10 protein-coding genes are annotated in these 14,138 nt (G+C 32.5%); 9 read left to right on the top strand and 1 reads right to left on the bottom strand.

The window, feature by feature from the left end; translation table 11 throughout:
* The first annotated feature begins 63 nt into the window (after positions 1–63).
* Together I5677_RS01565 and I5677_RS01570 are read left to right on the top strand one after the other, a co-directional pair.
* On the top strand, positions 64–2,898 hold the full coding sequence (locus tag I5677_RS01565) for a response regulator (RefSeq protein ID WP_243456468.1): 2,835 nt from the start codon (positions 64–66) through the stop codon (positions 2,896–2,898).
* A gap of 34 nt (positions 2,899–2,932) precedes the next feature.
* The gene (locus I5677_RS01570) at positions 2,933–3,289 is read left to right on the top strand and encodes an Hpt domain-containing protein (protein ID WP_197659793.1); all 357 of its coding nucleotides are present in this window, start codon (positions 2,933–2,935) and stop codon (positions 3,287–3,289) included.
* A 119-nt stretch (positions 3,290–3,408) separates the two neighbouring features.
* Here the strand turns inward: I5677_RS01570 and I5677_RS01575 are convergent, their stop codons facing one another.
* Positions 3,409–4,071, bottom strand: coding sequence for a response regulator transcription factor (locus tag I5677_RS01575; RefSeq protein WP_206762656.1), 663 nt, complete (start codon positions 4,069–4,071; stop codon positions 3,409–3,411).
* Positions 4,072–4,317: 246 nt separating this feature from the next.
* Here I5677_RS01575 and I5677_RS01580 point away from each other — a divergent pair, with 246 nt between their 5' ends.
* The 7 genes from I5677_RS01580 to I5677_RS01610 all read left to right on the top strand — a co-directional run bounded on the left by I5677_RS01580 (position 4,318) and on the right by I5677_RS01610 (position 14,119).
* Complete coding sequence (locus tag I5677_RS01580) at positions 4,318–4,590, top strand: hypothetical protein (RefSeq protein ID WP_197659794.1); 273 nt, start codon at positions 4,318–4,320, stop codon at positions 4,588–4,590.
* A 36-nt stretch (positions 4,591–4,626) separates the two neighbouring features.
* The gene (locus tag I5677_RS01585) at positions 4,627–5,124 is read left to right on the top strand and encodes a chemotaxis protein CheW (protein ID WP_197659795.1); all 498 of its coding nucleotides are present in this window, start codon (positions 4,627–4,629) and stop codon (positions 5,122–5,124) included.
* Between the two features lie 14 nt (positions 5,125–5,138).
* Positions 5,139–6,845, top strand: coding sequence for a methyl-accepting chemotaxis protein (locus I5677_RS01590; protein ID WP_197659796.1), 1,707 nt, complete (start codon positions 5,139–5,141; stop codon positions 6,843–6,845).
* A gap of 134 nt (positions 6,846–6,979) precedes the next feature.
* On the top strand, positions 6,980–7,999 hold the full coding sequence (locus tag I5677_RS01595; protein WP_197659797.1) for a protein-glutamate methylesterase/protein-glutamine glutaminase: 1,020 nt from the start codon (positions 6,980–6,982) through the stop codon (positions 7,997–7,999).
* A 46-nt stretch (positions 8,000–8,045) separates the two neighbouring features.
* On the top strand, positions 8,046–11,312 hold the full coding sequence (locus I5677_RS01600; protein WP_197659798.1) for a sensor histidine kinase: 3,267 nt from the start codon (positions 8,046–8,048) through the stop codon (positions 11,310–11,312).
* Positions 11,313–11,315: 3 nt separating this feature from the next.
* Positions 11,316–12,194 carry a GGDEF domain-containing response regulator gene (locus I5677_RS01605; protein WP_197659799.1) on the top strand — a complete coding sequence of 293 codons (879 nt, stop codon included), beginning with the start codon at positions 11,316–11,318 and terminating at the stop codon, positions 12,192–12,194.
* A 119-nt stretch (positions 12,195–12,313) separates the two neighbouring features.
* Positions 12,314–14,119: a DegV family protein gene (locus tag I5677_RS01610; protein WP_197659800.1), complete on the top strand. Its 1,806-nt coding sequence runs from the start codon at positions 12,314–12,316 to the stop codon at positions 14,117–14,119.
* Positions 14,120–14,138 lie beyond the last annotated feature (19 nt).

Below are 14,138 nucleotides of genomic sequence, written 5' to 3' on the forward strand. Positions count from 1 at the left end.
TAAGGACATAAAAGGACAGAATAAGGGGAGGTAGTTTAGTTTTTGATAAACCATGAAAATAATATGCAAAAACTTATTACTATATCAAATGTACTAGAAGAGTACTTATTAATCATTACTGAAACTGGAAGTTTCCTGCATGCCAATACTTCATTTTTGCACAAGTTTGGATACACTTTAAGTGAGGTTATGAATATGAAATTATATGATTTATATCCTGAGGATACAAAGGCTAAAGTGGAGCAAATATTAATTTCATTAAAAAATAAATCCTCAGAAAAAGCTTATATTCATATGCTTTTAAGTGATGGTCAATTATTATCAGTAGATTCGCAGTTTTTAAAGTGTGAATTGGATGATACTAGTTTTATCATCGTTAAGAGTAACGATATATCAGCCAATAAAAAGCATAAACTTTTTCTTGATGAAACCCTAGCCTCAATTAATGAATTTATATATTATAAAGATACGGAAGGAAAATATCTTTTTTGTAATAAGACTTGTGCGGATCAATTATTTGGTTTAGATGAAGCTGCGATTATTGGTAAAAAAGGTATCGAATTAATTAAAGATAAAACAACATTAGAAAATTGCATGCAAAGTGATTTGATGGTCTTGAATAGTGGTCATAGAGTTACCATTGAAGAAGATATTATGCTTGCAAATGGTACGATAATTCGTTCGGAAACTACTAAAACTCCTTTTTTCGATTCTAATGGTAAAATCATTGGTATCATAGGAGTTATGCGAGATATCTCACAAAGACTTTTTATGGAAAACAGCCTTAAGGATCAAGAGCTGAGATTAAATATGGCGACAGCAAGTGGCGATATTGGATTGTGGGATTGGAAGATAGAAAGTATTAATGTCAATGAAAAGGGTGCAGAAATTCTGGGCTATAAAAAAGAGGAGTTAACTCCTTTGCTGAATGATGATTATGGGCAATTATTACATAAGGAAGATATTATAAAGGTACAAAATGAAATAATTAAGACTAGTTCTATCGGTGAATTTGATTTAGATTTTAGAGTTAAACATAAAAACCATCATTGGATATGGTTACAGGTTAAAGGAAAAGTGATTGAATGGGATGTAAATAAGAAACCACATTGGATGCTTGGTACATTCATTGATATATCAAAAGCAAAAAAACTTGAGGAAGAACTAAAAATCGGAAGAAAAATTTTAACAGCGATCACCTATTCGATTAAAGACCTTTTAGACAATCAGGAATATATGGATGCTATCCGCCATTCGTTGCCTCTACTTGGGAAAGCGGCTGAGATTGATAGAATTCTTTTGTTTGTTAATCATTGGGATAATGATGAGACAAAACGAAGTAGCTTAAAATTAGAGTGGATGGATGAGAGTCAACCTTCTTTAATGTCTGACCATGTATTTCAAAATATTAAGCTCGATGAGTATTTTTTAGCAAGGCAGTTGGAGCAAGGAAGAGAATACAAAGGTAAATCCAGTGAATTGTCACAAAATGGATTATCTGATTTTCTTACAAAATATAATATGAATTCAATACTTTTATTACCAATACATGTTTCAAATTCCTTCTGGGGATTTATTGGATTTATTGATGCAGATGAAAACAAGGAATGGCCTGAAGCTCATGTTACGGCGTTTAAAACTTATATTAATTCCGTGGAACGAGCCATAGAACGACGTATCATGAATCAAGAACTGCGAAAAGCCAAGATCAAGGCAGAAAGAGCAAGTCTGTTAAAAAGCAGATTTTTAGCGAATATGTCCCATGAGATAAGAACACCAATGAATGTGATTGCTGGTTACGTTGATCTGATGCAAAATACTGATTTAACGAAACTACAAAGCAGCTATTTGGATAGTATAAAATCGGCAACGGAAACATTATTGCTTACAATTAATGATATTCTCGATTATTCAAAGCTAGAAGCAGACAAAATGATATTAGATAATATCATATTTAATATAAAATCCTTAATTGAAGATTCTATCGGCTTGTTCATACCCAAAGTTGTAGGGAAAAATATAGCTATTGAGTGGAGTATTTCACCAAAAGTACCCGAATTTTTTTATGGAGACCCGGGAAGATTAAAGCAAATTCTATTTAACCTTATCAGCAATGCGATAAAATTCACTGATATAGGATACGTTAGAATATCAGTAGAAATGATTAAGCAAACAAAAGAAACTGCAAAGTTAGGGATAAAAGTCAGTGATACCGGAATTGGAATGAGTAGTCAAGTGCTAGAGAGGTTATTTAGTGAATTTACTCAGGCAGATGCATCCACAACAAGAAAATACGGGGGTACAGGATTGGGTCTTGCTATAACCAAACGGTTAGTTGAACTAATGAAAGGAAAGATTTGTGCTCATAGTATAGAGGGTCAGGGATCGGAATTCTGTGTGACAATTGATTTAAACAAGGTTATTAATGCTTCTGATATTGTTATGAAAATCGCTGATGAAGATGATAGTACGGACACATCTTATTCTTTCTTTGATCAATATAATAAAAAGTATAAAAGAATCAAAAAAATAAAAAAACGAAAAATTCTATTAGTAGAGGATACTCCGGCAAATCAAAAACTACTTCAGATTATAATAACACAATTAGGATATGAGGTTTTAGTTGCTGAGAATGGACTGAAGGCATTAGAATTATGTGAAAATGAAAAATATGATTTAATCTTAATGGATTGTCAAATGCCTATTATGGATGGTTATGAAGCTACAAAAATAATAAAAAAACAGGGATTAAACAAAGAGACGGTGATTATTGCTTTAACAGCGCATGCTATGGAGGATGACAGGAAAAAATGCTTGGAATCGGGAATGAATGACTATATAAGTAAACCAATCACACGAAGTGAATTAAAAACAACAATAGAAAAGTGGTTAACTTAACATTGCACAATAAGACAGAAGGAAGTGACAGATTATGAAACAGAATATAATAGAAATTAGGACCTTTCAGGAGGAGACTGGTCTCGAAGACGATAACTTAATGGAATTATATATGGCTTTTTCCGAAGAAATTCAAAAGGAAAAAGAGAATGTTAAATTATTTTATCATATAGAAAATATTCAAGGGATGATAAAAACTATTCATAAAATCAAAGGTTTATCAGGTAATTATAGGGCAAATAAGGTTTATGAAATCTCGAAAGAGATAGAAAAGATATTAAAAGATAATAATCTTTTGAAGCTAAATTATTACATACAAGCATTAATAGAGCTGGTTGAAGAGACCGTAGAAGAAATTGAGGAACATTTTTGTAATTCTAATATAAACTAAGGTTATAAAAGAAGGTAAATGTGCTTTTTTATAGCTATTTAAGAATAAGCTCATATATAATAAAAAGACCATGAAATCAATTGTGATTTTTGGTCTTTTTATTATATAGAACTTAATTATTAAACTAAATTATACTTTATTGCGAAAACAGCTAATTGTGTTCTATCCTTAAGCTGGAATTTAGAGATAATTTCTGAAATGTTATTCTTAACCGTTCCTTCAGCTAGGAATAATTCTTGACTGATTTGCTTATTATTATATCCTTTCACAATCATTTTAAGAATTTGCTGCTGCTGTTTGGTTAAAGCAACTTCTATTCCATCAACAATAATCGTAGAGTTTAATTCTTTCTTAGTTTCGTCTGTATCAATGTTTTTATCATTCTTTAAATGATTTAAAAAATCTCGGTGGATAATACCAAGTCCCTTGGCGGTACTTTCTATGGACAAAATCAGCTCATCTTTACCAACATCCTTAAGAATATACCCGTCCGCACCGTTGTTAAGAGCTTTCGTTAAATTGAAATCGTCTGTAGAAGCAGTAAGGATAAGTATTTTGGTATCTGGATATTTAGACTTAATTTTTTTGGTTGCCTCCAATCCATTACAAATAGGCATTAAGATATCCATTAATATAACATCCGGTTTATACTTTTCGCAATATTTATATGCTTCGTTACCATCTGAAGCACAGGCTACAACATCAATATTACTGTTATGTTCTATCATGTTTTTTAAACTATCTCTTAATAACCTATGGTCATCTACAATTACAACTTTCATGATCTCACCCTGACTTTTTATTTTTGTGACTAAATAATAACATAAATTATATATCCGAGCAAGATTATATGTAAAAAAAAACTATAAAAAGTTGAAAAATGTAATAAAAGTTAAATAATTTATGCTTTTTGCACTCTATATCATGACTAACGGCACTGTTTACTCATGATTCTTCTAATTATAATTAAATCAGATAATGATTTAACGAAAAAAGAACGAAAACTGCTTTTATTGGAGAAATAATTAATGGGTAAGTATAGTGTTAAAGTAAATTTCAAAGAGGATTGTGATAGGATATTGTTACAGGCTTATGATATTATCAATCTTATATCAAAGTTCGGGCTCATTTGGCATTTCGATCCGAAACAGATTTTCGAGATATCTGAGCATGAGATATCTGAATATATCAAGCACAATGGAATTAACTTAAATGTTACCACAAAAAGCATTGATAAAATTTATGAAGAATTAAATAGTTGTTATTATTTAAAAGACTATTTAGTACTAGAAATAAGTTGATTTTAGAAATATAAACCAGAAGGGGAGGTATTAAGAGTGAGTAATTTGAACGAAGACATTACAGATTTAAATGAACAGGAAGATACACAAAAAGGAAGATATCTAACTTTTCAAATAGGTAATGAAACTTATGGACTAGGCATCAGTTTTGTAAAAGAAATCATAGGTATGCATCCAATTACAGAAGTACCGGAAATTCCTGAATATTTAAAAGGGATAATAAATCTTAGAGGCAAAATTATTCCGGTTATGGATGTTAGGTTACGATTTAGAAAGCAACCAATTGATTATAACGATAGGACTTGCATCATTGTTGTTGATATTAATGGGGTGCCCGTAGGGTTGATTGTAGATAAAGTGGAGGAAGTTATTAGCATCCCAGATGAAGATATAGCCATCCCACCGGAGGTTAGTACCTATACAAATAGATATATTAAAGGTATCGGAAAAGTTGGAAATGAAGTCAAGTTATTACTCGAATGTGATCGATTATTAAATGATCAGGATATGAATGATTTATCGAATATTATTTAATGGAGGACTAATACATGAGATGGTTTACTAATATGAAAATAGGGGTCAGATTAACAGTAAGTTTTATTTTTGTGGCAATGATAGCAGCTATAATAGGTGGAATTGGGATATATAACCTTTATACAACTGACAAAAACTACAATCAATTAAATGAAGATTTTGGTGTTTCCTTAAGTCACATTGCCGATGCGTCTATCAGCTACCAAAGGATACGTGTGAATGTCCGAGACCTTATTATTGAGGATGATCCTGATTTAATTAACAAGGCTATAGAGAATATGAACAATTATAACAAGATTATCGACGAAGAGTTAAAGCTGTTTGAAGAATCATTGTGGACAGAAGAGGGCAAACAGGTTTTTGCTGCATTAATCACAGCAATTGAGAATTACAGAGAAGTAGAAGAGAAAATTATTGATTTGTCACTTTCAAACCAAAAAGAACAAGCGTTGGCTTTGTTAAAAGAGGAAGGAAAAGTATATGCTGATAGTGCTGTCTCGTACATAGATCAGCTCTTTGAAATGAAGAATACAGTAGGAAAAGAAATGTCTCAACAATATTCTGCTGCTGCTGTGTCAACAATGATTACAATGTCGATTATAGTTGCAATTGGAATGATAGTAGCAATCCTATTAGGTGTATTAATTTCCCGAAGTATCAGTAAACCAATCAGTAAAGTCGTAAGTGTTGCAAAGGAAGTTACCGATGGAAACCTGGATGCAAAAGCAGATATTAAATCAAAAGATGAATTAGGCACTCTTGCAGCAACCTTTAACCGTATGGCTGATAATTTAAATGAAATTATGCATAATATAAGTGCTGCCGCTGAACAGGTTACGTCTGGATCTGAACAGCTTTCTAATAGTAGTATGGCACTATCACAGGGAGCTACGGAACAAGCCAGTTCAGTTGAAGAATTATCCGCTTCCATAGAACAAGTATCTTCCCAGACAAGAATAAATGCCGATAATGCCAAAGAGGCAAATAAGATAGCTGAAGACGCGAAATTTAAGGCACAGGAAGGCAACAGCCAAATGAATGCGATGATTAAGGCGATGGAGGATATTAATGAAGCTTCCAGCAATATATCAAAAATTATAAAAGTTATTGATGAAATTGCTTTTCAAACCAATATTCTTGCTTTGAATGCAGCTGTAGAGGCAGCTAGAGCGGGTCAGCATGGAAAAGGTTTTGCTGTTGTAGCAGAGGAAGTAAGAAATCTGGCGGCTAGATCTGCAAAAGCAGCAAAAGAGACAACTGAAATGATAGAAGGCTCGGTAAAACGTGTTGAAGGTGGAACCAAGATAGCCAATGATACGGCGGAAGCGCTAGACAAGATTGTAAGTAGCGTAACCAGTGTAGCTAATCTAATTAATAATATTGCTTCAGCATCTAACGAACAGGCAGCTGCAATCACACAAATAAATCAAGGAATAATACAAATCTCTAATGTGGTGCAGACGAACTCAGCTACCTCCCAAGAGAGTGCAGCTGCCAGCGAAGAATTAGCTAGTCAGGCTAGTATGTTAAAGGAACAAGTAAGTAAATTCAGATTAAAAAATTTGAGTAGCTCTACTTCCTATAAAGGTTTAGAAGATAACAGGGCACGAACAAAACAGCTAACAGATCAATACGAAGAAAAAAATAAAGATAAAGATTTGAAAATAAGTGAACAAAAAAAAGTAATACTTCTGAATGATAATGAATTTGGTAAGTATTAACTTGATAATAGAGGATAGGCATTATGCTTCTCCTCTATTAGGCTTATCATGTGGATTTTGTAAAACAATATAAAATAACACTACTTTATGGCACTTAATAATAAAAATATAAAACTCGGAAAGATAAAGTGAAAATGGAAAAAAAGAAAATAAAAGTATTGGTAGTCGATGATAGTTTTGTATTCAGAGAAGCAATTATAAGAGGTATCATGAAGGACCCGGAGATAGAAGTTGTGGCAAAAGCGGGTGATCCATTTGAGGCAAGAGATAAAATTCTGGAATTCGAACCTGATGTAATGACCTGCGATGTAGAAATGCCAAAGATGAATGGTATAGACTTTGTCAAAAGACTTCTTCCCCAATATCCCATACCGGTTGTCATGGTGAGCGGAATAAGTGGTTCTGTTTTTGATGCAATGAAAGCAGGGGTGGTAGATTTTGTTGTAAAGCCATATAAAAGTGGACCGGAGCAAATACAGTTGTTTATAGATGAATTAATTCGAAAAATTAAAATAGCAGCGGCATCCAAGGTGACTTTAGGAAAAAATAATACCTCAAATCAGATTTTAGAAGCTAAAAATTTGAGGAATGACAAAATTGTTGCTATTGGTGCATCTACTGGTGGAACAGAAGCAATATCCAAGATTTTGGTTCAACTTCCTTCAGATTTTCCGGGAATTGTCGTGGTACAACATATTCCACCTATGTTTTCCCGCATGTTTGCCGAAAGACTTAACAATCAAACAAAACTTCATGTGAAAGAAGCCGAAACCGGTGACTATATCGAACAGGGAAAAGTATTGGTAGCACCAGGTGATCAACATATTTTGGTAAAAAGAATCGGAACCCGTTTTAGAATTGAAGCTTTCTATGGAGAGAAGGTCAATGGGCATTGTCCTTCTGTTGATGTTTTATTTGACTCAATAGCAAAAGAGGTAGCTGATAAAGCAATAGGCGTCATATTAACCGGTATGGGTAATGATGGTGCCAAGGGTTTACTGGCAATGAGAAGACAAGGAGCGCATACCATCGGGCAAGATGAGATCTCTTCAGTCGTATATGGCATGCCAAAAGTAGCTTACGATATAGGCGCGGTAGAAAAGCAAATGGCCCTATCAAATATATCTAATGCATTAATCAATATGTTAAAATAATTATTAGATTTTTCAAATTTTTAACCTGAAGTGGGGATATAACTGTATGAGATTAAATCAAGATAAACAATGCCTATCAATTCGTCAAATTATTTTAGTTATATTTGTTTTAACCTTTATAATAGGTGCGGGTATGATTATATATTTAAATAATTATTCATGGAAAAAATCTATTGATAAAACAATTGTAGAGTATGTAAATAATATGAATAATGAAATCATAAGAGAAATCGATGATATGGTTAGCATACCAATTAAAATGAATGAAAATAACCAGTTTATGATTAAAAATGAAATAATTGATATTAACAATTCTGCAGAGAGAGAGCCATTTTTAGCTAATATAGTAAATACCAGTATCGATGAAATCTATAGTGTAAGTTATGGTTTGGAGAATGGGGATTTTTATGGGGCAAGAAGAAATTCTAATAATGAATTGGAACTTTATCAAAGTACAAAAGAAACGAAAGGCCATTCATTATATTATTCTGTAAATGAGAATTTAACTGCTGAGCATTTAATAAGTGATTTTGGTTTGTTTGACCCAAGAACCAGAGATTGGTATATAATTGCAAAAGAAAAAGGTGAACCAGTATTTGCTCCATTATATAAGCATTTTGTAAAAGAGGATTTGGTGCTATCAGCTGCCTATCCTATATATAAGAATGATATTATACAAGGAGTTTTGGGCGTTCACCTTACATTGAATAGATTAAATTCCAATTTAAAAAAACTAGTAGAGAAAACCAATACCAAAGCTTATATCATTGAAGCTGATGGGCAAGCTCTCGTTGCGAATTCTATGGAACAATCTAACTTTACGATTTTGGAAGATGGTACATATGATAGAAGAAAATTAGAAGATATCGCTGACTCTTCTATTATGAAGGCCTTTGAACTTTATGAGAATGAAAATACAAGTTTACAATTAATGAATACGGAGAATGATAAATTTCATATAAACATAACGGATTACCAAAAACATGGTTTACAATGGAGTGTTATTATCTCTGTGCCTGAGCAATTATTCATGAAGGATAATTCTTTATTGTTCAAGATTTCAATGATGTTGTTGTTTCTAATAATTATTGTATCAATTTATATTTTTGCCAGAGTGTCAAAGCATTATCTCAAACCGGTGAATGATTTAGTCCAAGCTGCTGACAGTTTTTCAAAGGGGGACTTAACAAAAAGAGCTATTATATATAGAAATGATGAAATAGGTTCAATATCAAAGTCTTTCAATCATTTGGCAGATAAAATTCAGTCACTTATTAATAACCTGGAAGATAAAGTTGCCGAAAGGACGAAAGAATTGGAGGCAGCAGTTACTGAGTTAAAAAAAGTGAATAAAAATTTAAGTCTCGAGAAAAATAGAGCGGAAGCAGCCAGTATAGCAAAAAGTCAGTTTTTAGCTAATATGAGTCATGAAATCAGAACACCCATGAATGGTATAATCGGTTTTTTGCAACTTCTTGATGATTCTCCTTTGAATGAAGAGCAAAAAGAGTATATTCAATTGATTCAGAGTTCTACTGATACATTATTAACTGTTATCAATGATGTTCTTGATATTTCTAAAATTGAAACAGGAATGATGAAATTAGAAAGCATACCGTTTCATTTAACTTCCTTGATAGAAACAGCAGTAACACTTTTTGGAACCAGAGCAAAAGAAAAGGGATTGGAACTAAATTTAATGATTAGTTCGCAAGTGCCCTATAATGTAATAGGAGATCCTACACGAATTAGACAAGTGTTAAATAATCTTATCAACAATGCTATTAAATTTACTGAGAGTGGAGAAGTCTATGTTGAGGTATCACTTGTGAAGGAGAACGAACAAGAGATAGTAGTTTTATGTAAGGTGAAAGATACCGGAATAGGTATTAATAAGTCGGATATTAATAAATTATTCCGACCATTTAGTCAGGTGGATACTTCCATGACGAGAAAATATGGGGGTTCCGGATTAGGTTTGTCAATATGCAAAAAAATAGCAGACCTTATGGGGGGCGATATTAAAGTAATAAGTAAAAAGAAGAAAGGCAGTACATTTTCATTTACTTTTCCACTACTCAAAAATGAAAAAGCAACAGCGCTTGAAATTTCTGACTATGCTATCTTAAAAGATAAAAAAATATTAATTATTGATGATGTAGCAATGAACCGGTATATTGCTGCTGCATACCTAACAGAGTTTGGGTGTATGGTTGCAGAAGCAAAATCAAATGATTATGCACAGATATTACATAACAAAGCACAAAATAATGACTTTTATGATGTAATATTAATAGATTACCGATTAAACGAAACCACTGGATTTGATGTGCTTCATAAGATAAAAGGGTCTATAAAAACAATGAATACTGCCTTCGTTTTAATTACTACGATAGCCTCTAATCAAGAAGCAGAAGGAGCAGGCCAGATTGGGTTTGAAGGTTTTATTACGAAACCATACAAAAAAGTAGAACTGTTAGATTGCATTGCAGTCGTTTTAGGAGAAAAAGAATTAATGAGAAATGATCCGATTGAACTTATAACAAAACATAAGATTCGGGAATCAAGATATAATGACAGATTAAAAATATTACTCGTAGAAGATAATGTAATTAATACAAAGTTTTTCATCAAATTAATAAACAAGCATAACCTTTTTTGTGATGTAGCTAAAAACGGGCTGGAAGCTGTAAAAGCATGTGATATGAAACAGTATGATTTAATATTCATGGATTGTCAGATGCCGATCATGGATGGATATGAAGCAACGAAACAAATACGTGCGAAAGAAAAATCCGGAAAGCATACAATAATCATTGCCATGACAGCCTTTGCTATGTCTGGAGATGCGGAAAAATGCATGGAAGTAGGTATGGATGACTATCTAAGTAAACCAATCATTGCTGATCAGTTGATGGATTTGATCAATAAATACAGTAATAAAATTTTTAATAAAGAGTCATCGAATGATGATGATGATTATTTTGAAAAAGTAATTAAACAACTGAGGGAAGATACTGATTTCAGCCATGAAGATGCGGAAGAAATTATCATTGAATTTCGTGATCATGCCCTCAAGACAGTTGAAACAATTAAGCAGTTATTTGAAGATGGAAAAATAGAAGAGGTTCAATTATATCTACATCAATTAAAGGGGTCAGCAGGAAATGTTAGGGCTAAAGAGATTGCATCCCTAGTTGAGGATATGGAAAAGCATCTAAAAAAAGACGTTAGTATTGCAGAAATCAATAATGTCTTAGAGAGTATTTTATCAAAAGTAAAACAGTTATTTGTTAAGGTAGGGAGGTCTTAATGAATGGAAAAAGTGATGATCATTGATGATTCTCCGATTGACCGTAAAATGATTAAATTAGCATTGAAAAGTAAATTACCTGACATTCAGTTGATAGAAGCAGACCATGGTAAAAATATTGAAGAGATTTTATATTCACAGAAAGTCGATGTATGTATACTTGATATCATGATGCCGGAGAGGAATGGATTAGAGATATTAAAGGAAATAAAAGAAAAGGAAAGATATAGGGATATACCGATTATTGTTTGTTCAGGATTATATGATTGTGATATCTTAGAAAAAGCACTGGAGTTAGGGGCGCATGATTATTTTTCAAAACCACTGGGAAAAAAAGAAATCTCTATTTCTCTTCCTTTAAAAGTAAAAAATGCAATCGAACTTATGAAGTGGAAGGAAAAAATATTATACCTAAGTTATCATGATGTATTAACCGGATTATATAACAGAAGATTTGTGGAAGAAGAACTAATTCAATTAGATGAATTAGAAAAATTCCCCATATCTATTATTTTAGGCGATGTCAATGGATTGAAACATACAAATGATGTCTTCGGTCACGAAGCAGGTGATGAGATGTTAAAAAGAATTGCTCATATACTTCAAAAAGAATGCGTTAATGGTAGAGTGGCCCGTTATGGCGGCGATGAGTTTGTAGTTCTATTACCTGAAACAAACATTATGGAAGCTAAGAAAATGATTGAATCAATTAAGGACCATTGTATAACGCAAACAAAAGACTCTGTAAAATTATCCATATCTTTAGGTTGTGCTATGAAGAGCAAAGGTAAAAAGAGCATGAAGCGCATTTTACAAGAAGCGGAGGATATGATGTATAATGATAAACTTCAGTATAGACAAATATACCAAACTAATCCGTGAAAAAAGTTAACAATTTCTTAGATATTAGACTTACATGACAATACTGGTGAAATTTTTACTAAAATAACAATAATTACCAAGCTGTCAAATAACATAATAAATACTGAGGAGAAACAGATATGGAGAAAACACAAATGAAAAAATTTGTTGATGGTAAGGTTTTATTACAATGGTTTTATTTTGGGTTTCAGGAGGTGTACCAAAATAAGAAGTATCTAAATGCGATTAATGTGTTCCCCGTTGCTGATGGTGATACCGGCACTAACTTATCTATAACACTAAAGGCAATGGTAGAAAAACCAATAAAGGTTAATACATTTTCAGGAATGCTTCAGGCTATTTCTGAGGCGGGTCTAGCCAATGCAAGAGGTAATTCTGGTATTTTATTTGCATCTTACGTAAATGGTATTGCCTCTGAGGGAAGTAGCTATAAGGAAGTGACTTTGGAACAATTTTCAAGCATAGCCTATAAAGCAGTTTCTTATCTTTATCAGGCTGTGGAAAAGCCGATAGAGGGTACCATGATCAGTGTAATAAAGGATTGGGCTAATTACTTATATCAAAATTTTCAAAATTACGATAATTTCAAAGACCTTTTTGCTAATGCTTACCTAACAGCTCAAAATTCGCTGAAAATGACAACATCACAGTTAGAAGTGCTTAAAAAAAATAAAGTTGTAGACTCTGGAGCGGATGGTTTTGTAAGATTTTTAAATGGAATTAATTATTATTATTTGGCGAAAAAAGAAGTTAAAAGTGATAATGAAGTACAAGACAGTTTTAATCTCAGTAACCATGAGCAAAGTAACTATCTATATTGTACTGAATTTTTTATGGATATATCCGAAAAGGATATCGTACCTATACGCAAAGATTTAAAAAAAATAATTCGGGACAAAATCAACCAGTTGGGTGATTCTTTGATAATTACATCGTTTCAGGATAAAGTAAAAATTCATATTCATACAGATGTACCAGAAATAGTGGCACAAAGTTTGCGACCCTTTGGTACATTCATTGAACATAAAGTTGATAACATGCATCTTCAAAATAGTATAAAAACAAGACAATTAAGTAGGATTGGAATAGTTACAGATTCAATTGCTGATATACCGGAGGACTATAAATTAAAACATCAAATACATACATTACCATTGGGGCTGCTTATTGATGATTCCGTATATCTGGATAAGTCAACGATTAAGTTGGAACAGCTTTTTCATCTTATGAAAGATGCTGAAAGTTATCCAACGAGCTCTCAACCGGAACCTGGCAGAGTTTCTATTTTTCTTGATAACTTATTAGAAACCTATGATTATTTAATTTTCATAACAGTTTCAAGTGAGTTGAGTGGTACATATCAGACAATACAGCAAGAAATTAAAAAGATAAAGGATGCTGAAAAAAAGATAACATTGATTGATTCAAAAACGAATTCCGGTGCAGAAGGCTTACTGGTAAAATATGCTTCCAATCTACTCAATAATGGTTTATCTTATGAAGAGATTGCTAAAAAGGTAAAAGAACAAATTCCCAAGACTTATATCTATGTATGTCTGAATACCCTGGAATATGCAGTAAGAAGTGGGCGTGTACCCAACACAGTAGGTAAGGTTGGTATGAAGTTGGGCCTAAGACCAATCATGACAATAGATAGGAACGGAAAAGGGGCAGCTTTTGGTGTTGGATTTAGTCAGAAGGGTATGACAAAGAAAATATTCAACCTCATAAAATCAACGATTGCCAGAAAAGGAATTCAGAGTTACTGTATCGTACATGCAGATAATCTGGAATTAGCTATGGAATATAAAAGTGAATTAACGAAAATGATTGGTAAAGAACCTGAGTTTATTACAGAAATATCTTCTGTCGTAGCTATACATTCCGGTTTAGGGTGTGTTGCAGTCTGCTTTACTGAAAATTAATATTACTATAATGATAAAG

This window comes from Mobilitalea sibirica (assembly GCF_015999265.1).
GTDB lineage: Bacteria > Bacillota > Clostridia > Lachnospirales > Lachnospiraceae > Mobilitalea > Mobilitalea sibirica.

What these genes read in the sequence shown, in the direction of transcription:
- I5677_RS01580 (WP_197659794.1), top strand. Translation starts at nt 4,318, where the DNA reads ATGGGTAAGTATAGTGTTAAAGTAAATTTCAAAGAGGATTGTGATAGG.
- I5677_RS01600 (WP_197659798.1), top strand. Translation starts at nt 8,046, where the DNA reads ATGAGATTAAATCAAGATAAACAATGCCTATCAATTCGTCAAATTATT.
- I5677_RS01610 (WP_197659800.1), top strand. Translation starts at nt 12,314, where the DNA reads ATGGAGAAAACACAAATGAAAAAATTTGTTGATGGTAAGGTTTTATTA.
- I5677_RS01590 (WP_197659796.1), top strand. Translation starts at nt 5,139, where the DNA reads ATGAGATGGTTTACTAATATGAAAATAGGGGTCAGATTAACAGTAAGT.
- I5677_RS01570 (WP_197659793.1), top strand. Translation starts at nt 2,933, where the DNA reads ATGAAACAGAATATAATAGAAATTAGGACCTTTCAGGAGGAGACTGGT.
- I5677_RS01595 (WP_197659797.1), top strand. Translation starts at nt 6,980, where the DNA reads ATGGAAAAAAAGAAAATAAAAGTATTGGTAGTCGATGATAGTTTTGTA.
- I5677_RS01605 (WP_197659799.1), top strand. Translation starts at nt 11,316, where the DNA reads ATGGAAAAAGTGATGATCATTGATGATTCTCCGATTGACCGTAAAATG.
- I5677_RS01565 (WP_243456468.1), top strand. Translation starts at nt 64, where the DNA reads ATGCAAAAACTTATTACTATATCAAATGTACTAGAAGAGTACTTATTA.
- I5677_RS01575 (WP_206762656.1), bottom strand. Translation starts at nt 4,071, where the DNA reads ATGAAAGTTGTAATTGTAGATGACCATAGGTTATTAAGAGATAGTTTA.